Source organism: Acinetobacter sp. YH12126, from assembly GCF_013418745.1.
GTDB lineage: Bacteria > Pseudomonadota > Gammaproteobacteria > Pseudomonadales > Moraxellaceae > Acinetobacter > Acinetobacter amyesii.
The window spans coordinates 80715-104018 of the sequence record NZ_VPBM01000007.1; the positions used below are offsets into that span (position 1 = coordinate 80715).

A 23304-nucleotide genomic window follows, 5' to 3' on the forward strand; every position below is an offset into this window, starting at 1 on the left:
CGCGCTTCTAGGCGCTTTTTTTATGCCAAAAAATTGAGGTTGCCATGTCTGGTAAAAATCTAACGTTCAAACTTATTCTGGATGGCGATAGCAAAGGTCTGGTAGCTGCTGCAAAGCAGTCTGAAGAAGTCACTAAAAAAGTATTCGAAACCATTAGAACTGAAGCAAAGAATGTTCAAGTGGATGCATTGGTTGGTGAGCTCAATAAAGCCACTAAAGAAATTAGCAATCTTGGTGATAAGAGCACGGTAAGTGCAAGCCAGCTTCGTGATATGTCGATGCAAAGCCAACAAATGATTGGAGCATTGAATACTGAGCTTGTAGGTGCCCAGGCCGAGCTTGTTGAACTATCACAAACAAAAGCTACGCCGTCAGACATTCAGAATGCTGTAAATCGCGTTGCTGACCTTAAAGCATCGATCCAAAGTGTAGAGGCTGCATTTGGTATTTATGAAGCAACTGCCACCGATGCAATGGTTGGTGTAGATAAAGCCGCAAGTAAAACTATTTCTGAAGTTCAAAAATTTACGTCAGTGGATTTAACCAATATTGTTTCTGAAGCTCAGAGCGCCACTCGTGCAATTGACAGCATGGGTGACGGTGCCGTTGTTTCAACCAAAGAGGTGGAGCGAATTGGCAATATTGGTACAGATAGCATCAATGCGCTTGAGCGTGAACTAGCAGTAGCAACAACTGAGTTTAAGGCACTCACCCAGTCATCCGAAGCCGTTTCTTTTGAAAAATTTAACGATGCCAAAACAAAAGTGGATGCCTTAGAAGACGCATTAACTTTAACCAAATCCGCATTTAGTGAGTTTAATGTAAAAGCATCGTCAGCAATGCAAAGTGTTACCGCCAGCACAGATAAAGCCTCTAATAGCGCTAAACAGGCTGGTGATGATATTTACAGTGCATTAGGGATTAAGCCACCAACTGTAATTAATGATGCAATAGCTGATTTATCAAGAAAACTTGAGGATTTTAAAGCCAATAGTAAGCTTCCTGCAGAAGAAGTAGCACGTGTAACTCAGGCCACTGAGCAAGAGATCGCAAGGTTAAAGAATGAATTAAATGGAATAGATCCTGCCGCACAAAAGGCTAATTCCGGTGTGTCTGCTTTATCAAAAGGCATGGATGGTGCCAAATTTGCAGTTACTGCGTTAGTAGGGGCGTTGGCTACAGTCGGCATTGGCCTGGGTATTCGTGAACTTGCTGAAACTGCGGACGCATACACCAACCTTTCAGCACGTATCAACATTGCAACCAGTGAGGGTGGTAATTTTACCCAGGCCATGGCTGGTGTTCATCAAGTCGCATTGATGACAAATACAAGCCTTGACGCCACAGCAGGCCTATTCACGAAAGTGAATGATGTTGGCAAGCAAATGGGGATGACTCAGCAGCAAAGCTTAGATCTGGTCAAGACCATTAACATGGCCATCCAAACAGGTGGTGGATCGGCGCAAGCGAGTGAAGCCGCAATTGTGCAATTAACTCAGGCTCTGCAATCTGGCGTACTACGTGGTGATGAGTTCAACTCGATCATGGAGCAAGCTCCAGGCATTTCAACAGCATTAGCCAAGTCTCTAGGTGTTACCACTGGTGAGCTGCGCAAGATGGCTGAAAATGGTGAGCTGTCAGCAGAAAAAGTAATTAAAGCGCTGCAAGATCAGTCGGCAGCGATTGAAGCGGATTACGCTAAATTTCCAACAACCATTGGTAATGCTTTACAGAAAATTTCCACACAATGGCAGATTTTGATTGGGGAGATGGATCAGGCTAATGGTTCAAGCGCAGCGGTAGCTAACGCACTGTCGATCATCGCGGATAATCTGGGGATATTAAAAGTATTTTTTGATGATGTGGCAGAAGGGGTTGGTTATTTCACATCCAAGTTTGATGACATTGATCCAAGCACATTAAATGCCTTAAGAGATACTTTGACGCAAATCTATGAAAATATTAAGCAGAATATTAGATATGTAGCTGATCTTGGAGAAACTATTTGGAGTGCATTTACAACAGCTCTGGATGCAGTATCTCCTGTATTTAATGTGTTACTAGGTGGTGGGGAGAGTGTAAGTGGTCTTACAACTCTTTTTAATGTGCTACGAATGGCTATGGCTGCTATTAGTGATGCTAGTTTTGGCCTCAATATTGGCTTAAAGGTGTTGTTGGCATCTGTTCAGTTTTTGGCTGGAGGTGTATATAGTCTTATCTCTGCAACGCTTGACTATATTCCATTCATGGGAGACTTAGCAGACGAAGCTGAGAAATCATCTGATCGCATGTTTGCACAAGCTGAAAAGAATATGCGTGGAGCTATTCAGCTTAGTACTGAGCACAAATGGGCAGTAGTTGAAACTTATAAAGATATTAATAAAACCCAAGAGCAAAAAAACGCCGAAACAGTTGAAAACAACAAGGCAACTTTCGCTGAATTAACCAAACAAAACGAGGAATTAACCCAGAAGTCCAAAGAGCTTGCCACGGAGCGTCAAAGTATCGATGCACAGCTCAATCAGGCTCGCAAGGACGGCAACCAGTCCACCATTGATTCAATCCTTCAGAAATCCAATGAACTGGAAGCTCGTGAAAAAGAACATGCCACAGCCAAAGCAAAACTGGATAGCGATTTATTAGCATCAGCTCAAGCAACTGCAGAAGCAGCCATTGCCGCCAATGGCGGTGTGATGGATGGCGTGATGCAAGCCGATCTATTAACCAAGGGCTACATCGTCACCATTGATGAAGCTGGTAAGGTTTCAGTTCAGGCAGGTGAAAGCGCAGCGCAGGCAGCAGAAAATGCCAGAGTAAAAGAAGAGGCCTTAAAGCTAGCCAAGGACAATGTCAAAAAAGCTGACGAAGAATTACTTGCCTACCAAAAACAAGCTGCAGTTGAGCGAGTTTTGTTGGATAAGCAGATCGAGGAGGCTAAAAAGACTGGTGACTTAAATGCATTAGCTTCAGCACAAAGCTCTATTGATGCTATTAATGCAAAAGAGAATGAGCTTAAGGCTAATCGTGATATTCGCATTGCCGAACTCAATAATGCTACAACTGGTTCTGGTCAAGTTGCTGAATCTGCGTACTCAAGAGCTTCAGCAGCAGCGAAACTTTTTGGCGTTGATCTTGATGTCTCATTGAACAAAGTATCTAAATCATTTTCGAGTTCTGGGAATGAGTTAGATGAGTTTAGAAACCGACTGAGTGAAGCAGGAGTTACTGGCAAACAGGCTGGAGATGTTCTTTATCAGGCATGGGAGGATTGGCTAAGCAAGGCCAAAAGTCAGGTTGAGATTGATGCTGCAAATGCCAAAATGCGCGAGTTTGAAGCGCAAGGGGTATTTTCAACCAAGCAGGTCGAGTTAGGCATCATTGCAATAAAACGGGCGAACTCCGAACTACCCGATGATTTGGATGAAACTGGAAAAGCTTTTGAGCGACTTGGTATTAAAACCAAAGAGCAGCTTAAGCTTGCAGCACAATTGGCTTTAGCTGACTTTGAGCTTGTCCGCAAGAGTGGGCAAGCGACACAAGAAGATCTCCAGAAAGCCTATGAAGAAACTATTCGTTTAGCTTATGCATCTGGAGATGCACAAGCAATTGCTGCTGCAAATTCTAAAGCAGCTTCACTGGGTTTGAAGATTCAGGTTGACGAAACAGGTAAAGCCTCGGTTGTATCAATGTCAAACCTTGAACAGACAATGCACAAGGTAAAAAATGCAACTTCTGGCGCTGAAGATGGATTCCGCAACCTTGGCCAAACAGGTCGAGATGAAGCGGATTCAGTTAAAAGCGCGTGGGAAGAAGCGGTTAGTGCAGCATCAAGTGGAATGCATGAGACTCGAAAAGGTACCAAAGGCAAGATGGCTAAAAATGCTGAAGATATCGAAGCTGAGCTTAAAGCCATGGGATATTCGGATGCGGCTGCTAAACAGCATGCAAAAGATATCTATGAAGGGACCAAAGGTGTGAATGGCTATAAATCATCGGGCTTTGGATTCTTTGGTGGCCTAAGCAACGTAGAGCAAGTGAATGCAGAGTTAGAGCGTATGCAGCAATATGCGCCTAATAATGTTTCTACAAAGGCCAGTGGCTTAGGATCTTCATCAAAGAGTATTTCATATGAACTCAAACTAGGTAATGAAACAGTGCAACTAACAGGATCGCCTGAGAGTCAATCAAGCCTTGAAGCGATGCTTAAGCAGTTAGGTACATTGAGTAAATCAACATGAAAATAAAACGCATCTCAACATCAGAAACCGTCTCAATTGAAGACGGTTTTTTTTGGTCTGATGAATTTAGCTGGAAAGCCAAGGAGCAATCTTTGGAATATGCCATGGATGGCACGCCAATTATTCAGGAAGGCACCAAACTCTCAGGTCAGCCAATAACTTTGCAGCCGGCGGACAGTGGTATGGGGTGGGCTTCATTAGGTGTCGTCCGTAAGTTGCAAGCTTGGTCAGTGTTGAATGAAAAGTTTGAACTGCAATTTGAGTGGGCGCATGACACACGGAAGTTTAACGTGGTTTTTAATCATGTAGATGGTGCTTTAGAGGCAACACCGGTGAAAGGTATTCCACCTGTATCACTTGATGATCCTATGAATTTAACGCTCAGATTTTGGAGTGAATAATGCCAATTGAAACCAAAGATTTAGTGATCTATCACGCTGAACGTGACACCGATAATAGCGATGGTGGTGGGAAATATAACGGTCAGATTGTGGCAGACGGATTAAGTAATAACTTATTCAATGACATTTCTGAACTAGATCGTACAATCGGTGATGTATCGATGCGTAAGATCTTCCCAGCTGTGACCACGAATGATACTGACTTACTTATGGGTGCCACAGTATTTGTATCTGAGTTACCCGAGGATCCAAACGTATCAGCATTATTATTCAGCACTGAGTCATGGACCGACGAACGCCAGGCCGCACAAAACCGAGTTGAAAATTACTTGGCTAAAGGTGGTCAGATTGCCGGCACGCCACTTGATACGCACTGGCAAGGTATGTCATCACTGCAAGTGGTAATGTTTCCACAAGAAACTGAATCCAGTGTCGGTGATACGATCGTGTTGATTTCAGATGAAGGTAAAGCACTACAATTCGAACAGTATGTGCGGATTACTAAGGTTGATACCCGCACGGCAGTGATGGTGGTTGATCAAAAAACTGTTGAATACAAGGTAGCGACTTATCAAATCAATGATCCATTAGAACGTGACTTTGTAGGCTTGTCAGCACGTCAGTGGTACGCCGGTAATACACCGTCCAAAACGGTTCTTCGCGATACGCTTGTTGCTGATACTGGTTTGTATTATTCATCTACTCAACTGGCATCTGATGCTCATGTTGGTGAATACACGGTTAATGCGGATTCAATGTTTACGCAGCTCATTCCATCTGCTCAAAGTGAAACACCGATCATTGATGTAAATGCTGCAGGTGAGAGTGTTGTGTTGGTGCCGGGCAGTGATGGTCGAATTACTGCTAATTTCACAGCAACTATTGGTTCGAATCAAAACATTTTTATAGGTTCGTCTGTAATGCCATCTAGCATGTCATTTACATTGTTTGGACAATCAATAGCCGATCAGGCTGGGCTTTTGAAAACTCCCGCAGGCACCCAGGTCGGAACAATTGACTACCAGAAAGGTCACATTAAATGGACTGATTCTGCGGGTACAGGGACCACAACCTTAGCTATCAGCTTTACCCCAGCTTCAGCTCCGAATCAATACTATCAGTCATATTCACTACCAGTGACAAAACAAACCCAAGCTATGAATTACACGGGTGTGTTGATGCCAACCCCAACCCCAGGGGCTTTATCTATCACCTATATGAGTCAGGGAAAGTTCTACGAACTTAAGGACGATGGTGCTGGGCAACTTAAAGGCTCCAACCCATCATTTGGTTCAGGCATGATTAATTATGAAACTGGATCTTGGATTTTAACAACAGGCGCATTGCCCGATGTGGATAGCTCAATAATACTTCTTTGGGGTACACCAATTTCAACATTTATTCGCTCAAACTTGCCAGTATTACCGGCTAAGTTTGAATTTGATCTTGAGCAGGAGGCGCTTGTAGCAGGTACTGTATCGGTCACATGGATGCTTGAGGGTGTAGCAAAAACAGCAACATCAAACAATGCTGGTCAATTTGTTGGTGACGCTGAGGGATTTGTTAATTTTGCGTTGGGACGAGGCACATTAATACCCAAAAAACTACCGCAAAAGGGTACGGTTTTTAATTTTTCTTATCAATTTGGGGATGCAAAAATTCAGGATGTGCCAGCTGCGATTCCCAATACAAACCAGCAGTTAGCTTTTACGATAGGTACTGGTGCGGCACTTCAACCAAACTCAATCATGCTTGAAGTGCCACTAACTTCAGCACTTGGTGACACTATAGTTTTTGTTGTAACTGATAATGGATCTGGAGCGCTAGTTGACGCATTTGGTCAAGCACAAGGAACAGTGAATTACACAACTGGTGCTGTAGTAATGTCACCTATGATTTTATCGAGTTACTTTTATGAGAAAGAAATAGTAAACAACAATCTTTCAAGTGTGACGATCGAAGGAAGTTCGAGCAGCCCAGGAAAAACCGTGGCTAAGATCGAAAATTCAGTCACATATGCACCAAAAACAAATCCTTGGGCAAATTATGTAGCAGGTTAAAAAAATGACAATTTATCAGTCATCAGTTAAGAATATAGTTCAATCCTCTGTGACATATAAAGCATACTCAGAAACAACGGGAATTAAAGCTCGTTATCGGGATGCGGATGGAGGTGCAATAGGTGCAAAGTCAATCACTAGCGGGAATTTAAAGTTTGATCTAACTTATGGTTTTAGTGAACAGATTTTACCAAACTCTATTCGTTTCAAATTAGGTGGAGAGACTTATATTGACCGTACTGGGACCTTATATAGAAATATTGATCAAAATAACGGGAGCGGCACACTTTCGGGTGAGGTTAAATATGGTACAGGTGAGATAAATCTTAGTTCATGGGCACCCAACACAGATAACATCTTAACACTGGAGTCATTAGCAACAACAACCGACCTGCCACCACTGAGCCATATTAGCTTCAGAACGCCCGTGATTCCACTTCGACCCAGCTCATTGACCGTGGTCGTAGGCACGCTTGAGTATGGCCAACACACACTGACTGCCGATGAGAACGGGGTGATTGAGACATCCCGTGCTCATGGCCTGGTGAATTGGGACAATGGTTTTGTGCAGATTTATTTCTACACCAAAACTGAAGTTACAGTTGTTAATCGTACGGAGTTAGAGGCTGAAGACTGGTACGATCCGCTGCTTGAATATGAAGAAGCCGGTAAGGTTTATATCAATGTGCCGGTATGGGTAGATGCTTCAAGCGTTCGCTATAACGCTATTGCTTATACCTATCTGCCGATTGATTCTGAATTGTTGGGTTTGTCTGCTACGCGTTTGCCAATCGATGGTCGTGTACCGATTTTCCGTGTTGGTGGCATTGGTATTGTCAGTTCAACTAAGTCGCAGGAATTACCAAGTGCAATTGCTGGAACTACGTATGATTTAAATGACCAACGTATTGCATGGTGTGAACTTGAAGATGCAAACGGCGTGAAAGTAAGCTATGACCTGTATACCGTAGATTATGATTACGGTCGCGTGACTCTTGGTGGTGATTTTACACTGTTGGGCTTGGTTGAGCCATTAACTGCCAAATATCGTTATCAAGATATGGGGCAAATTCGAGATGTGCAGATTAATGGCCAAGTCACTTTTACCAAGCCATTAACCCACAACTACGATGCAGTTAATACGATCGTTGGTTCTGCATTGGTCATTAATGACATGCAGGCACGTTATACTCGTAAATTCGTGCAACAGGCCTGGTCAAATCAATGGTTGGACGAGCCAACTGGTACGCTGATTAGTGCCAATTATAATGATGCACTGTATCCAATTCAGATCACAAACAAAGGTGCAATTCAGGAGCGTTGGTATTTACAGTTTACTGATGCAACGAACTTTAAATGCGTGGGTGAATATACAGGGCAAATTGCAACAGGAACTATTAACACTGACTTTTCCCCAATTAACCCTGTAACAGGTTCACCTTACTTTGTAATCAAAAAAGAAGGTTGGGCCAATGGTAACGTCTTGCGCTTCAATACAGTGGCTGCAAACTTTCCGGTCTGGGTGATTCGTACAGTAAAACAATCCGAACCAGCTGTTCTATCAGATCAGTTCCAGATCATGCTGCGTGGTGATATTGACCGCGTTGTTTAAAAATTCAATTCAAATACGACCGCTATGTGCGGTCTTTTTTATGGATATTCGATAATGACGACAGACGTAGATGTGCAATTTTTTAGCCACTTAAATGGCTTAACCCTTGGTAATAACTGGGGTGACTTGATTCGCCTGCTTGATAAAGCCTTGGTGACGGGCATTGATTTCACCCAGATCACAGCAGCATCGATTGATACCCAAGGTGATGTACATATCACACTGTATGCAGCACACAATGCAATGCTATTTCAGGTAGTTGAACTGACAGGTTTTGCACCATCTTCACTTAATCAGAAATACCGCATTAAAGGTGTGCCAAATACCACGCAACTTATTTTAAAACCTGTATTAGATATTATTGGGGGCTCAATTACCACAATAGGCACAGGAAAATTGGCATCACTTGGTTATGAGGTGATTTTTCGAGATTCGAATGATGTGAAGCGCGTTTATCGTGCTAAAAATCCAAGTGCGCAGCATCCTTATATTCGTGTTGATGAAACCATTTCGGATGGTGTAAATAGTTATAATTCTAATTATGCTAAATATGCAATGGTGGGGTTACTCGAGCATATGGATCATATTGATGATTACGAAGATCCAGCCAAATTGCAGTTGCCTTTCAGCCCAGCAAATCCTGCAAAAAATTGGAAAATCACCGGAACAGAGTCGGGTGTGGTTCGTGGGTGGGGGCGGTGGTATGTGGCAGCCTCCAATATTCTTGTAAACAACCCTTCAGATAATGCTTGGATTGAAAGCGGAAATAGAAATTTCACCCTAGTGGGGGATGATGACTGTTTTTATCTTTTGAGTGCGCAGAACTCACAAGCCCAATACAAGGATTTAAAAGGTTGCGGTTTGTTCAAAAGCAGCTTAAGTGGATTAGTGGTGCCTAACTGGTTTCTTATGTCTTACTTAACAGAAGCATCAGCAAAGGGGGCAAAATCAAGCAGATATAGTAGTCCATTATCTTTTACTGAGGAGGCATCTCAGTTTTTGGTACCTGAATACAACCCCATTAACAAGATTGCTGCTTCAAAGACTGCCTACCCGATTATTCATAGCTATAGTTCTGGATCAGCAAATCTAAATGAATTTACAGCAAATAATGTGCCGGCACTAGAAATTCCATTTTATGACGAAAATAAGTATCTAAGGGGCAATCTGAAGCATGTTTTTTATGCGGGTAAAAAAGCAAGCAATAATATCCACACAACTCCGATTCTAGCTGATTCAAGTATGTACCTATGGGAAAACATCACCACTAGCTATGGTGGAGGTGTTTATTTTTATCTAGGGGAATTGGAATGAAGCCAACATCAATGGAAACTGCGCACAGTTCAGATTATTTGAGTGGAAACTTTGGTAGTAATTTTGGGGGTAAAAATACAGCGGCTAGTATTAAGGGTATAACCAAAAAATTAGGCAAAGAATATCAAAATGCGACAGTGGTTGTATTTAACAAAGCAACTCTGATTCCGATTGCAGTAAGGAATCCTGATCAAAATTATAAATATGAAGTTTTGGGTTTAAATAGTGATATCACCTGCTTTATTGTCGCATTTGATCAAAATCAGCAATTCAATGCAGTCATCCAAGATAACGTGGTGCCAAAATGAGTAAAACATCAGTCAATGCCAGGCTTGCTATGATTCAAGCTTTTGCCAGTTTTATAGATAACGGTAGCCAAAGTGCTACCGTTATTTTTTATGAAGGTGTGCAGCCCGCTAGTCCTGTGGTTGCAGCAGACTCAGGCAATACGCTTGTGGCGCTAACTTTTCCCGAGCCATGTATTAAAGAAACCACTACTGCTTATGTGGAGCTCCATCCAACAGATACTGCCACTGTAATTAAGGCAGGTACTGCAACATGGGCGCGGATCTACAACGGTGCTGGTGAAGTTGCTGCTGATCTAGCCGTAGGTACAGATATTGCGCTGGCCAATACCAATCTAGCCCTTGGCGGTACGCTGTCTATCACTTCAATAAAACTCAGACCTTAATTTAAAAAGGGTGCTCATGTGGATTTTAAAAATAAGCTCGGCACCGTTGATGCTCACAACCTGAACCTGAACTTTAAACCTGATAATACTGATAGCCATAATATTATTCTAAACTTTGAGCATCTAGCCGACGGTTCGACCAATCTCAATTTTGGGGATGATGTATCTGCAGACATTGATACGGTTTTAGAGACTGATTTTAGTTTTGAAGTCACTGCAATTTATGCCGACAGTGGTGTAAATACTGCAGTCATAGACACGGTACTGGATACTGAGTTTAACTTTGAAGTCGTTGCGGTTTTTAAAGAAAACACAGATGTTGTCGGGCAGATTGATACCGTCCTAGACACCAGTTTTAGCTTTGAAATTGTTGCTGAATTCGCTGAAAACCTATGCACGATTGATACTGTTTTAGATACCGCATTTCAGTTTCAAGTTGAGGCTGTATTCGACATTAATCACATCGTCGGGGTGTCTTATGGTTTTGACATGCGATATCAGAAGGCCATAGCAGTCTTAAGCACCACAGAAATACCATGGGCTAAGCCAATATTAAGAGTCTCGAATGAGACTCTTTTTTATGAACAGGGCTTGGCAATTTCCAATCAAGTGGATATTTGGCATGAGCAAGCAGGGTCGTTGAATCGTGCGATCAGGTCGATACATGAGCAGGCAACCGGTTTAAGTTCTGATGCGTATATGGTCTGGGAAGAAGCTGATAAGCGCTTTATTCATCAGCTCTATGCGCATCAAGAAACAATCAAGCTACGTCATAACCGCAAAGCTGTTTGGCAAGAAATGATCCGTAGGCGCAAGACTTTTACTTATTCACATGAAGTGGCTCAAGTATTTGAGCATCGTTTTTCGTTTGAGTGGGATAAAAGCCTTGAGATTGTCACCAAGTCAGATTTGCCGTGGGACAAAGCCAAAGCGATTCATTATCGCAAGCATCCGATTTTGCCTTGGCCAAAGCCAGAAATTCCTGAATATGAGGGTGATGGAAACCCCAACTTTATTTGTTTATGTACAGAAGTTGATGCTCACAATGTCATTTTAAATTTTGGTGCGGATGATTGTATTCCAGCACTTCCGAATAGAAATTGGTGGTATATCGTGAATAATTTAAGTGCTGAACGCTTAGATAATGGTGAGCCGATTAAAGTCATTAATGGCACTTATAGCTGCAGCCGTAGTACGTGGTGCTGGTCTTATTCGATTACTGTGGCGCACACGGAAAAAGAGAAGTTACAACCAATCAATAGTCAGCCGGTGATTTTGAAGTTGATTATCAATGGTTTTGAACATCATGTTTTACTTGAGACTGAAACAGAGACAATTAAGTTTGCGAATAAATCTTATACCTATGATGGTCGAAGTATCACAGCAATCAATGCAGCAGAGTACGCAGCTAAACGATCATTCATTCAAGACAATGAGCGAACGTCTGTACAGCTCGTGCAAGCAGAAATTGATCGATCTCAATCTGGTACCGAATTGGATTGGAAGTTGATTGATGACGTTGGTTGGATTGTACCGGTTGAGAGTCTGAGCTATGCTGAACTTGCACCGATGGACGCGATTAAACAAGTGGTCGAGGCTGGTGGTGGTTTCATCTTTAGCCAAAAATCAGGCAATACGCTTTCAATTTTACCGCGCTATAAAAAAGGCTATTGGGACGCAATGACTGTGGATGACTACGATATTCTGATAGCGCCAAATATCGTGATCCAACAAACCATTGAGCAGAACAAGGATTACATCGCCGACTACAATGCCATTAATGTCGTGAATAGTCGAAGTGGCAACAGCTTGACTGTGAAGCAGCGAAATACTGCAGGTGATATTCCTCTTGAAGCGGTGACTGGTCCAATGTTTGATGTTGTGTCAGGTGCAAGCTTTGGCAAGATGGAGTTAATCAAAGCCAATATTCAAGAATTTCACACCTTGTCAGGTTTACCAGTCGCACTAGATATTGGTGAGATGTTGCCAGGTAAAACTGTGGCATTCCACGGACAGTGGTGGGGAGTCATTGATTCGGTGAGCGGTTCATTTAATCATGGCAAAGTCACAGAATCTATCAAAGTGGAGCGCATCCATCGTGACTAATCCTTTATTTGAACTTCGAAAACTGCTGAACCCAACGCACGTTGAGTTAATTGGAACAATCACTTCTGCAAGCCATCCTGAGTATCGTGTTCAAGTGGATGGGGGATCTGGACCAGTGCTTTGCACGAGTGGGGCGACATACAACCTCGGTCAGCGTGTGTTCATTTCAAATCAACAAATCCTACGGCAAGCTCCATCAGGTCAACACAGTCAGATTGAAGTCTGAATCATTTAAACAATGGCACCATCAGGTGCTTTTTTATTGCCAATAATTAGGGGGTAACATGTCCGAAACGACAGCAGCGGTGGCAGAAACATCAGCTGCAGCTTTGGGATCAAAAGCAACAGTGACCGGTGGAGCAGCAAGCTTTGCCGGTTTTTTTATGGGCATTGATTGGATGGGGTGGGTAGGTATAGGCGTTGCTGTGCTGGGCTTACTCATTAATGTTTATTTCTCATGGCAACGAAATCAGCGCGAAAAAGAAATTCACGAGCTTACTAAGCGAAAACTAAACGGTGAATGCAATGTCAAACAAGACTAAATTGATCGTAACAATGATCACAGCTATAAGTGCCACCGGCCTTTATTACACGCAAAGCAAAGAAGGTACTGTTTTAGTTCCATATAAAGATAGTGTTGGTGTGGCAACTATTGGTACAGGCACTACAGTGTACCCAAATGGTCAAAAGGTAAGAATGACCGATCCAAAGATTACACATAAACAGGCTACGGATTTTTTGAAATTTCACATCAACAAAGATGCCAAAATTTTCAATAAAACACTATTGGGTGTTCCACTTTCTCAAACTGAATATGATCTATATATGGACTTCACTTATCAGTTTGGAACAGGTGCATGGTCACAATCTTCAATGCTACGCAACTTAAAGCAAGGCAAGTATGTGCAGGCATGTAACTCATTGCTGAAATGGAAATATGCAGCAAAACGTGATTGCTCAGTTCGGTCAAACAATTGCTATGGCGTTTGGGCTCGACAATTGGAGCGCCATCAAAAATGCATGGGGGCACAATGAAAGAATTAATAACAGGATTTATCACAAAGTTTTATGAAGCCGTCATCATTGCATTGGCGGCTTTTTTATTACTTGCGCTCATTGGATTTGGAGTTCAGACATGGCGAGTTTCCAGCTGGCAAAATGACTACGCACTACTTGACTCAAAATATCAAACTGATCTGGCCAAGGCTGAGGCATTAACCGAAAAAGCGAAAGCAGATGCTATCGCAAAAGAAAAACAATGGTCTGAAAAGCTACTCAAAGCGGAGATTCAACATCGTGAAGATATCAAACAAATTATTGCTGATAGCAATAGCGCTAGGTCCGCTATTGATCGGCTGTCAAAGCAAATCGATACAGCCTCAAGTCGTATGTCCACAGCTACCAGAGAAACCATCATTGAGTACGCCAGTGCCAGTGGTGTCGTACTCGAAAAATGCGTCAATGAATATCGAACAGTGGCGCAACGAGCTGATGAACACGCAGCTGATGCAAAACGATTAAATGATGCTTGGCCATAATAAAAAGCCCTCATGTGAGGGCTTCTTTAAATCACTCACTAACTATCTCAACACCTTCCCAAAATTCACCTTTCTTCTTAGCTAGAAAAATATCAGCATCCCGAATGCTCATAAAATATTTGGCTTTCTCATAATCACTGGTCCAATGCCAACCCGATTGATCTACAAAATTCACTTCTGATAATTCCCAATAATCAAGACCCTCTTCTTGTTTTACATAGGAGAGGTACTTTTTATTTTTCTTCATGACGATCATGTGTTGCTACCACTTCATTAGTAATACTTAGATTATATAATTTCAAAGTATTAAATTAGTACTTTTTGCTTATACTTAATCAGAGCAGATAATTAAATGTGTACAAGATTGTGTACATAAAAACTTATTTTAGAGTATTTTTTATAAATAAATATTTTAAATTAATGGTTTATTGAGCTATCCGTCCATATCGAAAATGATCGTCGGCTTTTCTGAGTAATTTGGCATATAAAGGTATTCTATGTTTAAAACAACAACAGCACCGCAAGACCCACTGATTTTGCAGTTGGTTCCCATTGTGACACAAGCTTGCGAAATTTTGCGAGAAGAATATCGGCGTTATTGCTCAGGTGCGGATTTTGATGTGGAACGTAAAAGTGATGATTCACCTGTAACGCAAGCTGACTATCGTGCAAATAGCTATATTACTCAAGCATTATCCAAAGTTTCTAACTTGCCTGTATTGTCAGAAGAAGGTGACAAGTCTGAACGTATGCAATGGCAAAAATTTTGGATGCTTGATCCTTTAGATGGTACCAAAGAGTTTTTACATAAAAGACCTGAATTTACTATTAATTTGAGCCTGGTTGAGGGTGCTAATACTACCTTTGCCATATTGGCGATCCCGGGGAAATATAGCGTATATATTTGCCCATTTGCGGGACTGCCGCTGAAATATGATAGCCAGTCAACCACATGGTATGAATATGTTCAAACCTCTGTAGAGAATGTCGTACACGTTGGCTTGAGTCAAAGTGCCAAAAATAAGCCGATTTATAGGGACTATCTAGACGCTTTAGAAAAACTAAGTCCTTATCAGGCCTACCATGCTGGTAGTGCATATAAGTTTTGTATGATGTTAGAAGATCGAGTTGATATTTACCCGCGTTTTCATCCCACCTGTGAATGGGATACGAGCGCTGGACAATGTTTAATCGAGCGTATTGGTGGTGGTTTGGTTGATTTTAAAGGTCGCGCATTTTTATATAACCAGCGTACGACTTTATTAAATGGTGGATTTATTGCATTTAAAAATGCCGAAATGAAAGAATTGGCCTTAAATGCTTTGGCAAACATGCCTGACAAAACTTGAGCTAAATCGGGTTCATGCTATAGTGTCAGTACACTCCGTTAAATCTCCTGCATTTAAGAACTGTCAATTATGGCCCTAGATTTGCTCCCTCCTAGTATGCTGAAAGCAATAGACTTATTGCCGGATGAAAAGACGCCTGTAACATTGTTTACACGTCATTCCATTCGTGAAGTTGTACAAGGACAGGGTTTGGCCGGTTATGACTTGCAACTGACCCATCAAGGACGTGATTTAGCTGAAGCGTGGGGCAGCTATTTGGTTGAAAATACCGATCGTGTTATTCAACACTGTATTTCGAGTCCAATTCAGCGCTGTGTGGATACGGCAGCATTGATGATTCAAGGTGCAGATAACGTCACGATTGAACCGAATACCCACCATATCGAGATCATTGAACAAGGATTATTGGTCGAGCCGGGAAGTTTTGTGCTCGATATTAAAAAAGCAGGACCATATTTTCAAAAGCAAGGTGCCTTGGGCTTTATCAATAGTTTTGTGAATAATGCTTTGCCGGGGATGAAACAGCCCATTCATGGGGTGGTAGATGTTTTGGAGTTGATTTACAACACTCATCCAACCAATGATTATGGTCTGAGTCTAGCGGTGAGTCATGATACGATTTTGGCTGCAATTCTTGCCATTATTTCAGGTAAAAATATCGTGACACGCGAAGACTGGCCGAAAATGATGGAAGGTTTATTTGTTTGGTTTGAAGGAGATGTATTCCTTGAGTCAAAACTGAAATGGATTTGGCGTGGTGAACTAAATGAATTAAATATTCGTGAATTTCAGCAAGCTGAACAGCAACTTTAAGAAATTTTGCTAATAATAAAAAATTTATAAAAGGCATCCATGTGCAGATGCCTTTTTTATCTGTTTCAGTATTTCATTATGTAAAAGATTAAATATTGGCTTTAATTCGTGCAGGGTATTGATTTAAATCAATACTTGAACCGTCGTCACTATAAGGCCAGCGGCTAGTATTAACTGGGAGGTGCTGTTGGTGGATTCGACTGTATTTGTCTGCAGCAATCAATGTCGCAATGTCATGATCCTTAATGCTATACGCTTGTACGATTTCAACTGGATATTGTGTGCGTTCAAAAAATTCAGCTTCTGTTTCCCCTTGATGCAGTGCAAAAATACGTTCTACAGCTGGTAAGTACACGCCATATGCTAACCATGAATCTACGCCTTGAGAGGCTTGAATCTCAGCGGTCGATTTCATATTTGAAATGACTTTACCTAAAATGTCTTTTTCACCTTTCGCTGTAAAATATTCAATATATTGATTTTCTGCTTCTGCAAATTTTTCTAATGATGGCAAAAATTGGTTAATCGACATTTTTATCCCTCTTTTCATTTGTACAGCAATGGCTGCCTAGGATGAAAATTAAAATACCATAAAAAATATATGGGATTAAACCTTTTCTTAAAATTTTTATTTACAAAGTTTCTAAAAATATCCAGACAATTTCTATCGGGAATATACGATTGTATTAACAGGTTTACATCTTAATTTTAGTTGAAAAGTGAAGTACCTGTCACATTAATAATGATTCTACCAATACAAAATATTTAGATTTTATTTGAATTGTTAATAAGTGACAAAACACGGCAATTGAATGATTAAAAAAAAGAAAATAGCATTAACTTTGTTGTAAATTATTGATTTATATATTTTATGTAAGTCTCTTTATTGGATTCTTTTGTGGCTAATTGGGGAATAAAAGTGAAAAGTGTGATAGATTTTTCATATAACAAATTATCAATTTATATTGTGTCATTAATGTTAGTTGCTTGTGGTGGTGGAGGCGGTGGTGATAGTTCAAGTGGTTCTGCATCAACTGCAAATTATCCAGAACCGACTCAAGACATAGTCGATGATACCAGTATTGGCTTTTATGACTACGATGCAAATGATGCTGTTCGTGAAATACGAAATGATTTAGTCGGCAACTTTTCAGCGCAAGTTCAATTTGGTCAAAGTCATGTCGTCGATCCGAATGCGAACGAATCCAAGAAAATGCCACGGTTAACCAGTGAAAAAGAAGCGCTGCTTATCGTGACGCCAACACTTGATATGCAAAACATCAAGCAACTCAAAGTAGAAATCTATCAAAACAACCGCTTAATTCGTACCGCGACATTGGATGATCCGACGCAAATGCCTGTTTCAGACCAGAGTGGGCAAAGAGGTCGTCCAGATGTTTGGTACAGTAAACGCGCGTGGACCACGAAGCTCAATTGGGATGAAGTTAAACCCGGTCTAAGATTAAAATTTATTGACGCAAATAAAGTCAGCGGTGAATTGGCTGAGGATAAAATCGATTTTGCTGCACCAGGTGAATTGGTTTTAAATAATATCCGTGTTGGTATGTTGGCAGATAAGCCAAATTCTACCGGCCACTATATGCTACTAGAGCCTGAAAAAGCGGGCACAGATTATTTCCAAACCATTCCTGCAGCAGAAATGACGGTTGCACAATATGATGATATTCAGTTAACACGTGCAATGGTATCTTCAGGTGTTATTTATGACAGTAAAAGTGCCGGAGATGGTGGTGTTTATGCAGGAGACATGCGTGAGGATGTCGGTAAATCAACCTTTAGTGTTGGTATAAACCTTGCTAACTGGGGTATTACCAGTGCATCTATGGCCAACCAAAGTCAGCCACAATTAACCCAAACAGTAGTTGTCCATCATACGAAGGGAAACTATGCCAATGGTGTGCATACTCATGGACTGAGTGGTGGTAATGGCATGCTCACGCTTTATGATTCTGTAGGGAATGAATTTAGCCATGAAATTGGCCATCACTATGGTTTAGGACATTACCCTGGTCAGGTAGGTGACAATCTATTTTGGGCTGCACATCATGCGGACAGTGGATGGGGTTATATTGCCAATCGCAATATGATGCGCGGAAATCTATCATGGACGGCGACATGGAAGTGGGATGGAGCGAATGGTATCCCAAATTTTAAAAATTTGTTCCCGTACGGAAAAGATGCCATGTCCGGCGGGTATCCTGATAGTAATGTATCACGCTACACACACTATACTGGTTACAGCACATTCCTGAAAATTCAACCACACTTTGACCGTTATGTCTGGGATGAAACTTCGCCTACCGGCTACAAAAAGTGGAACAAAACCACTCGTGAGATGGAAGTCGCTCAACCGAAGATGCCAAATTCTACGGCTCCGGTTTGGTATAACGCAGATCAAAATTATCCACGACCACGGGTCTTTGGTCAGCCTGTCATTACCATTTTAGGGGGTTATGATCCAGTCAATCAAGTTGGTTTGTTGTATCCTGCTGCACGTTCAAACTGGGGTAATGTGTATGACTTAAATGCTGCCAATACCGCTTTGGATCAAGCGGCATGTTGGTTGAATGTGCAATACACGAATAAAGTCAACAATATTGCTTTAGCACCTGTACGACTAGGTAGTAATGCCAATAAACTGCATGTCAATTTAGCTTTGGCAGATCAACCACAGAAGGTCAATTTATATTGTAAAAAAGCAAGTGAAGAAGCCAAATTATTAGCAAATATTGATATTCCAGTTTACAGCACAGCGATCAAGCCGGCCGTCAAAATTGGACGTCAGCATGGTTATAGTGCTTTGCGTGCTATCGAGCTTCCTCAATTAGAAAGTGCTTTGGAAGCGCAAGCTGCAAATGTTGTTGTTGCTCTTAATCCAACTGAAAAAATGCTGTATGAGTCATATAAAAATGACAAGTCATTGATGAATAGTGTGGCGCGTCAGCAATTAACCCGTTATGAGTCGCAACAAAACACAGCATACCGACTAAATCGTTGGATGAATGTGTATGCACAAGACCTAACCAATCAAGTACCTGAGGCGCAAAGCGCGCTCGAAGCATTTATGAAAAAGCTTTCAGTCACTCAAGAAGGTTTGTTCGAGCAGGCGACATTGATCAAAAATGGTAACAACTGTTTGAAATCTGAAACCTTAACTGATGGAACATTAAATTTATACATCAGTGGCCCAAGCGGATGTACTGCGGACGAATCGGAACAGTGGGTATATGATGCCATTGGCCGTATACACAGTAAGTCAAATCCAGATCAATGCGTAACAGGCAACGGTGGTTCAGCTAAAGTGACGCTAGAACGTTGCGTGTTAAACCAAACCAACCAAATTTGGACCATGGACCCTGCGACTACAACGATTCGTCAAAGTGGTCAATGCATGGATTTAAATACGGGACGTTTGCAAAATAACCGTGCGGATTTAATTCGATATAGCTGTACCAATGGTGGCAATCAACGTTGGACAAATTTGACAGCAAGCAAAAACTTATTATGGACATATTTATCAGCGACGAATATGAAACTGATTAATAAATAATCTGTAAATAGAAAATAAGGTCCAATAAGGACCTTATTTTTTTGCTTTTAAAAATCAATAGGCACAAAAAAAGCCCTAAAAAGGGCTTTTTTCATCGCAACAAATTAGTTAGCTAAAGCTTTAACTTGTGCATTTAAACGGCTCTTATGACGAGCAGCTTTGTTTTTATGGATGATGCCTTTATCAGCCATACGGTCGATTACAGGAACAGCTTTTTTGTAAGCTTCTGTAGCGACAGCGTAATCACCAGCAGCAATAGCAGCTACTGTGCGTTTAAGATAAGTACGAACCATAGAACGTAAGCTTGCGTTGTGTTGACGTGCTTTAACGTTTTGACGAGCACGTTTTTTTGCTTGAGCAGAGTTTGCCACTCGTGCACTCCTTGAAATAGATTGGTCTGGGCGGGCTGAAATTACATCTGAAAACCAACATCAGAAGAACTATCACCAGCCCGTAAACAAGTGCCATATTGTGATTAAACTAAGCGCTTAAGTCAAGTCTTGACATGCTTTGACAACATTTTAGATGCAGAAAAATTTTAAAGAAAACGTTAGATTAGTCTAAAGTGATTGAGATTGTATGAAAAATGACTAAAAGTATAGAGAATGCGATTGTCATCGGAGCAACAGGATTGGTCGGGCGGGAATTGGTTCGTCAGCTCAGTCAAAATGCAAGATGTAAGAATATTACTGCTGTGGTACGTCAGCGTGACCATGAACTGAATGGACTGGCAAAAGTTCAACAAATGGTGATCAGTGACTTTCTTTCTCTGACTCAGGATGATGTGAGAGATTATAGTCATGCCTTTAGTTGTTTAGGCTCGACCATTAAAAAAGCAGGGTCTAAAGATCATTTTTATCAAATTGATTTTAGCATCAATGCGCATTTTGCTGAATTATTAGAATATACAGATACACAATTGATCATTGTCAGTGCTATGGGCGCTGACGCCAATTCCGCATTTTTTTATAATCGAGTCAAAGGGGAATTGGAATATTATTTAAAAACCTTAAAGTTAAATCAACTTTCGATATTAAAGCCTTCGCTGTTACTTGGTGAGCGTCATGAATCTCGACATTTAGAGGATGCGACACAGAAGCTCTATATGCGCTTTTCGCATTTTGTACCTGACCGTTTCAAGTTTAAGCCAGTGACAGCACAGCAAGTGGCTCATACTATGGTCGAGGCGGCACAAACTCAGACTGAAAAGTTCGAGATTTATGATAATTTACGCATACTAACAATTAAATGAGGGAAATACCGTGTCTACAGTTCCATTCGTCACCTGTGATTTACTTGATGATCATCCAGATAAAGAATTACAAGTGGTGATCCCGTCATTGGATGGTAAGTTCTTTCAAAGTTATGGTGCACGGAAAAGTTTTGGCGGTCAGGTGGTGACGGTCAAATGTTTTGAAGATAACTCTCGTGTTAAAGAATTATTGGCAACCGATGGTACGGGTAAAGTATTGGTTGTGGATGGTGGCGCTTCGATGCGCTGTGCCTTGATGGGCGATATGATTGCTGAATCTGCAGTTAACAATCATTGGAATGGTGTCATTATTTACGGCTGTGTGCGTGATGTCGATGCGATAGCCGAACTTGATTTAGGTGTGCATGCTTTGGCTGCGATTCCACAAAAAAGTAACCGCAAAGGCGTGGGTGAAACAGATATTCCATTAAGTTTTGGTGGGGTAAACATTCAGTCTGGTGATTTTATCTATGCTGATAATAACGGCATCGTTGTTTCAAAAGAGCAATTGGTTGCTTTATAAGCGTATTTGAATTTTTAGTCGTGGAATTAAAGCGTAATTCTTACTCATACACGACGATATAAATGTGAAAAAGAAAATACAAACATCAGCTGAGGACTCTCGGCTGTTGTATAAAAATACGAAATAAAAAAAGAAAGGAAAAAAGTATGTTGTTGCATCAATTAAAAGTGGCGCAAGCGTTGCTCTCAGGCGTAGCAGAGGGCGGACGAGGTACAAATGGGACGCCTTATCCCAAACAACCTGAAAAAGCCCTTAAACTGTACGAATTTGAAGGGTCTCCCTATTGTCGTCGTGTACGAGAAGTACTAACCACACTCAATTTGGATTATGAGGTCTACCCATGTCCCAAAGGGGCTAAAAAGTACCGTTTAGACGTGCAAAAATTGGGTGGAAAACAACAATTTCCTTTCTTGGTGGATGACAATACTGGGGATCGTTTGTACGAATCTCAGCAAATTATTCATCATTTATTTAAACATTATGGCAAAACAGGTCAGACTCCTAAGAAGTATGCCAATTATCCTAAAATTCCGTATGTTGCCTATGTTGGAACTTTAATTAATGGGGCTCAAGGGGTGTGGGTGCAGCGTAAAGTTATTCATCGTGATGCACCAACTCAACTCTTAGAACTATGGGGCTTTGAAGCGAGTCCGTATACACGCATTGTACGTAGCGCATTGTCTGAAATGGAATTGGCATATACCTTTCATAATGTGGCTAAGGAGCGTTGGCAAGATCAGGGATTCGCGGTGATGCGCTTAAAACCTGGTAAATATGTACCCCTGAAAGGTGGTAAGCGTGAACAAGTGTTAAAAATTATGGGGAACAATATTCAAGTGCCATACTTGAAAGATCCTAATACTGGTGTTGAACTTTTCGAATCTGAAAAAATTGTGCAATATCTGAAAAAGCAATATTTGAGCTAATCTTACTCAAGTTTAAGCTAAGTGCAGTGTATAGTCAGACAGATGGCTATACACATATTGTAATGATAAATGGGTCTAAAATTAGAAGAAAAATGCATCATAACTGCATCAATTGAATTAGAATAAATTATTAAAAATAAGAAATTTACTTAATTACAGGGATATCCTAAAAGGATTAAACTGATTAATGTAAAAGACATTTCATGTTTTCGGGGGAAGTAAATCATGTCACCACAAGAAGTCATACTACCCGTACCGGTGCTTGTCGTTGAAGATGAGGAAATTATTCAATTACGTTTACGTCAAATTTTGACGGAGCTGGGTTATAAGCGTGAAGAGCTTATCTTCACCAAAAATGTTAAAGAATCTATTCAAGCCGTAGAGACACAACCGATATCCTTAGCCTTAGTTGACTTAGGTTTGCCTGATGGCAGTGGTATCGAAATTATTGAAAAAATACGTTCCCTCGAAAGTAATACTATGATCTTGGTTGTCTCTGCATGGAGTACACAAGAAAGCTTATTTGCTGCGATTAAAGCAGGCGCAACAGGCTATGTATTAAAAGAACGTGATGATGCTGAAGTACTTTTATCTATTCGGAGTATTTTACGTGGTGGGGCGCCGATTGACCCATTTATTGCACGAGAAATCCTCAAACAAATATCCGAAGCTGAAGCACCAAGTCCAGAACAAACAGTCGCCGATGAAGCAGACTTAAACCTGCTGACCAGTCGTGAAAAAGAAATTTTATGTTTGGTTGCTCAAGGTTTGAGTAACCGTGAGATTGCTGAACAGCTTTTTGTATCACGCTATACCGTAGAAAGCCATATTAAACATATTTACCGAAAATTAGCCGTAACGAAACGAACCAAAGCCGTGAGTACAGCAAGATCTATGGGTATTCTATAAT

The 23304-nt window shown here is 41.1% G+C and carries 22 protein-coding genes; 19 read left to right on the top strand and 3 right to left on the bottom strand.

What is annotated here, in order from left to right:
- Nucleotides 1–44: 44 nt before the first annotated feature.
- From FTU62_RS06370 to FTU62_RS06425, 12 genes are read left to right on the top strand one after another with little or no spacing between them, the layout of a single operon-like run.
- On the top strand, nucleotides 45–4238 hold the full coding sequence (locus FTU62_RS06370) for a tape measure protein (RefSeq protein ID WP_180102208.1): 4194 nt from the start codon (nucleotides 45–47) through the stop codon (nucleotides 4236–4238).
- On the top strand, nucleotides 4235–4639 hold the full coding sequence (locus FTU62_RS06375; RefSeq protein ID WP_180102209.1) for a hypothetical protein: 405 nt from the start codon (nucleotides 4235–4237) through the stop codon (nucleotides 4637–4639). Before FTU62_RS06370 ends, FTU62_RS06375 begins: the two co-directional genes overlap by 4 nt.
- Nucleotides 4639–6699: a hypothetical protein gene (locus tag FTU62_RS06380; RefSeq protein ID WP_257223087.1), complete on the top strand. Its 2061-nt coding sequence runs from the start codon at nucleotides 4639–4641 to the stop codon at nucleotides 6697–6699. The genes FTU62_RS06375 and FTU62_RS06380 overlap by 1 nt, the downstream gene beginning before the upstream one ends.
- A 4-nt stretch (nucleotides 6700–6703) precedes the next feature.
- Entirely contained in the window at nucleotides 6704–8311 is a 1608-nt protein-coding gene (locus FTU62_RS06385; RefSeq protein ID WP_180102210.1) for a hypothetical protein, read from the top strand.
- Between the two features lie 54 nt (nucleotides 8312–8365).
- Nucleotides 8366–9625: a hypothetical protein gene (locus tag FTU62_RS06390; RefSeq protein WP_180102211.1), complete on the top strand. Its 1260-nt coding sequence runs from the start codon at nucleotides 8366–8368 to the stop codon at nucleotides 9623–9625.
- Entirely contained in the window at nucleotides 9622–9933 is a 312-nt protein-coding gene (locus FTU62_RS06395; protein WP_180102212.1) for a hypothetical protein, read from the top strand. The genes FTU62_RS06390 and FTU62_RS06395 overlap by 4 nt, the downstream gene beginning before the upstream one ends.
- Nucleotides 9930–10316 (top strand): hypothetical protein, encoded by a 387-nt coding sequence (locus FTU62_RS06400; RefSeq protein WP_180102213.1) that lies wholly within the window; start codon nucleotides 9930–9932, stop codon nucleotides 10314–10316. Before FTU62_RS06395 ends, FTU62_RS06400 begins: the two co-directional genes overlap by 4 nt.
- A gap of 18 nt (nucleotides 10317–10334) precedes the next feature.
- Nucleotides 10335–12422, top strand: a complete 2088-nt coding sequence (locus FTU62_RS06405; protein ID WP_180102214.1) for a hypothetical protein — start codon at nucleotides 10335–10337, stop codon at nucleotides 12420–12422.
- Nucleotides 12415–12648, top strand: coding sequence for a hypothetical protein (locus FTU62_RS06410; protein WP_180102215.1), 234 nt, complete (start codon nucleotides 12415–12417; stop codon nucleotides 12646–12648). The genes FTU62_RS06405 and FTU62_RS06410 overlap by 8 nt, the downstream gene beginning before the upstream one ends.
- 58 nt (nucleotides 12649–12706) lie before the next feature.
- Nucleotides 12707–12964 (top strand): holin, encoded by a 258-nt coding sequence (locus tag FTU62_RS06415; protein ID WP_180026358.1) that lies wholly within the window; start codon nucleotides 12707–12709, stop codon nucleotides 12962–12964.
- Nucleotides 12948–13457, top strand: a complete 510-nt coding sequence (locus tag FTU62_RS06420; RefSeq protein ID WP_180102216.1) for a lysozyme — start codon at nucleotides 12948–12950, stop codon at nucleotides 13455–13457. The genes FTU62_RS06415 and FTU62_RS06420 overlap by 17 nt, the downstream gene beginning before the upstream one ends.
- Nucleotides 13454–13960, top strand: coding sequence for a hypothetical protein (locus FTU62_RS06425; RefSeq protein WP_180102217.1), 507 nt, complete (start codon nucleotides 13454–13456; stop codon nucleotides 13958–13960). The genes FTU62_RS06420 and FTU62_RS06425 overlap by 4 nt, the downstream gene beginning before the upstream one ends.
- 31 nt (nucleotides 13961–13991) lie before the next feature.
- Here FTU62_RS06425 and FTU62_RS06430 read toward each other — a convergent pair whose 3' ends face one another.
- Complete coding sequence (locus tag FTU62_RS06430; RefSeq protein WP_180102218.1) at nucleotides 13992–14216, bottom strand: hypothetical protein; 225 nt, start codon at nucleotides 14214–14216, stop codon at nucleotides 13992–13994.
- Between the two features lie 241 nt (nucleotides 14217–14457).
- Here FTU62_RS06430 and FTU62_RS06435 point away from each other — a divergent pair, with 241 nt between their 5' ends.
- Both FTU62_RS06435 and FTU62_RS06440 read left to right on the top strand, forming a co-directional pair.
- The gene (locus tag FTU62_RS06435) at nucleotides 14458–15309 is read left to right on the top strand and encodes a 3'(2'),5'-bisphosphate nucleotidase CysQ (RefSeq protein WP_180102219.1); all 852 of its coding nucleotides are present in this window, start codon (nucleotides 14458–14460) and stop codon (nucleotides 15307–15309) included.
- Between the two features lie 69 nt (nucleotides 15310–15378).
- Entirely contained in the window at nucleotides 15379–16122 is a 744-nt protein-coding gene (locus FTU62_RS06440; RefSeq protein WP_078188709.1) for a histidine phosphatase family protein, read from the top strand.
- Nucleotides 16123–16210: 88 nt separating this feature from the next.
- Here FTU62_RS06440 and FTU62_RS06445 read toward each other — a convergent pair whose 3' ends face one another.
- The gene (locus FTU62_RS06445) at nucleotides 16211–16654 is read right to left on the bottom strand and encodes a hypothetical protein (protein ID WP_180102220.1); all 444 of its coding nucleotides are present in this window, start codon (nucleotides 16652–16654) and stop codon (nucleotides 16211–16213) included.
- A 444-nt stretch (nucleotides 16655–17098) separates the two neighbouring features.
- On the opposite strand from FTU62_RS06445, the gene FTU62_RS06450 reads away from it, so the two are divergent.
- Nucleotides 17099–19693 (top strand): M66 family metalloprotease, encoded by a 2595-nt coding sequence (locus FTU62_RS06450; RefSeq protein ID WP_180102221.1) that lies wholly within the window; start codon nucleotides 17099–17101, stop codon nucleotides 19691–19693.
- A 104-nt stretch (nucleotides 19694–19797) separates the two neighbouring features.
- Here the strand turns inward: FTU62_RS06450 and rpsT are convergent, their stop codons facing one another.
- Nucleotides 19798–20064: a 30S ribosomal protein S20 gene (rpsT, locus tag FTU62_RS06455; RefSeq protein WP_078188707.1), complete on the bottom strand. Its 267-nt coding sequence runs from the start codon at nucleotides 20062–20064 to the stop codon at nucleotides 19798–19800.
- Nucleotides 20065–20279: 215 nt separating this feature from the next.
- On the opposite strand from rpsT, the gene FTU62_RS06460 reads away from it, so the two are divergent.
- From FTU62_RS06460 to FTU62_RS06475, 4 genes are all read left to right on the top strand, one after another.
- Nucleotides 20280–20945 carry an NAD(P)H-binding protein gene (locus FTU62_RS06460; protein ID WP_180102222.1) on the top strand — a complete coding sequence of 222 codons (666 nt, stop codon included), beginning with the start codon at nucleotides 20280–20282 and terminating at the stop codon, nucleotides 20943–20945.
- 10 nt (nucleotides 20946–20955) lie between these two features.
- Nucleotides 20956–21468, top strand: a complete 513-nt coding sequence (gene rraA, locus FTU62_RS06465) for a ribonuclease E activity regulator RraA (protein ID WP_180034795.1) — start codon at nucleotides 20956–20958, stop codon at nucleotides 21466–21468.
- A gap of 146 nt (nucleotides 21469–21614) precedes the next feature.
- On the top strand, nucleotides 21615–22394 hold the full coding sequence (locus FTU62_RS06470) for a glutathione S-transferase N-terminal domain-containing protein (protein ID WP_180102223.1): 780 nt from the start codon (nucleotides 21615–21617) through the stop codon (nucleotides 22392–22394).
- A gap of 225 nt (nucleotides 22395–22619) precedes the next feature.
- Nucleotides 22620–23303: a response regulator transcription factor gene (locus FTU62_RS06475; RefSeq protein ID WP_078188703.1), complete on the top strand. Its 684-nt coding sequence runs from the start codon at nucleotides 22620–22622 to the stop codon at nucleotides 23301–23303.
- Nucleotide 23304: the final 1 nt, after the last annotated feature.

Bases quoted from the DNA above. Each gene is read 5' to 3' on its own strand.
- FTU62_RS06440 (WP_078188709.1), top strand. From the start codon at position 15,379: ATGGCCCTAGATTTGCTCCCTCCTAGTATGCTGAAAGCAATAGACTTA.
- FTU62_RS06385 (WP_180102210.1), top strand. From the start codon at position 6,704: ATGACAATTTATCAGTCATCAGTTAAGAATATAGTTCAATCCTCTGTG.
- FTU62_RS06375 (WP_180102209.1), top strand. From the start codon at position 4,235: ATGAAAATAAAACGCATCTCAACATCAGAAACCGTCTCAATTGAAGAC.
- FTU62_RS06430 (WP_180102218.1), bottom strand. From the start codon at position 14,216: ATGATCGTCATGAAGAAAAATAAAAAGTACCTCTCCTATGTAAAACAA.
- FTU62_RS06445 (WP_180102220.1), bottom strand. From the start codon at position 16,654: ATGTCGATTAACCAATTTTTGCCATCATTAGAAAAATTTGCAGAAGCA.
- FTU62_RS06470 (WP_180102223.1), top strand. From the start codon at position 21,615: ATGTTGTTGCATCAATTAAAAGTGGCGCAAGCGTTGCTCTCAGGCGTA.
- FTU62_RS06380 (WP_257223087.1), top strand. From the start codon at position 4,639: ATGCCAATTGAAACCAAAGATTTAGTGATCTATCACGCTGAACGTGAC.
- FTU62_RS06370 (WP_180102208.1), top strand. From the start codon at position 45: ATGTCTGGTAAAAATCTAACGTTCAAACTTATTCTGGATGGCGATAGC.
- FTU62_RS06420 (WP_180102216.1), top strand. From the start codon at position 12,948: ATGTCAAACAAGACTAAATTGATCGTAACAATGATCACAGCTATAAGT.
- FTU62_RS06460 (WP_180102222.1), top strand. From the start codon at position 20,280: ATGACTAAAAGTATAGAGAATGCGATTGTCATCGGAGCAACAGGATTG.
- FTU62_RS06435 (WP_180102219.1), top strand. From the start codon at position 14,458: ATGTTTAAAACAACAACAGCACCGCAAGACCCACTGATTTTGCAGTTG.
- FTU62_RS06390 (WP_180102211.1), top strand. From the start codon at position 8,366: ATGACGACAGACGTAGATGTGCAATTTTTTAGCCACTTAAATGGCTTA.
- FTU62_RS06475 (WP_078188703.1), top strand. From the start codon at position 22,620: ATGTCACCACAAGAAGTCATACTACCCGTACCGGTGCTTGTCGTTGAA.
- FTU62_RS06395 (WP_180102212.1), top strand. From the start codon at position 9,622: ATGAAGCCAACATCAATGGAAACTGCGCACAGTTCAGATTATTTGAGT.
- FTU62_RS06415 (WP_180026358.1), top strand. From the start codon at position 12,707: ATGTCCGAAACGACAGCAGCGGTGGCAGAAACATCAGCTGCAGCTTTG.
- FTU62_RS06400 (WP_180102213.1), top strand. From the start codon at position 9,930: ATGAGTAAAACATCAGTCAATGCCAGGCTTGCTATGATTCAAGCTTTT.
- FTU62_RS06450 (WP_180102221.1), top strand. From the start codon at position 17,099: ATGTTAGTTGCTTGTGGTGGTGGAGGCGGTGGTGATAGTTCAAGTGGT.
- FTU62_RS06425 (WP_180102217.1), top strand. From the start codon at position 13,454: ATGAAAGAATTAATAACAGGATTTATCACAAAGTTTTATGAAGCCGTC.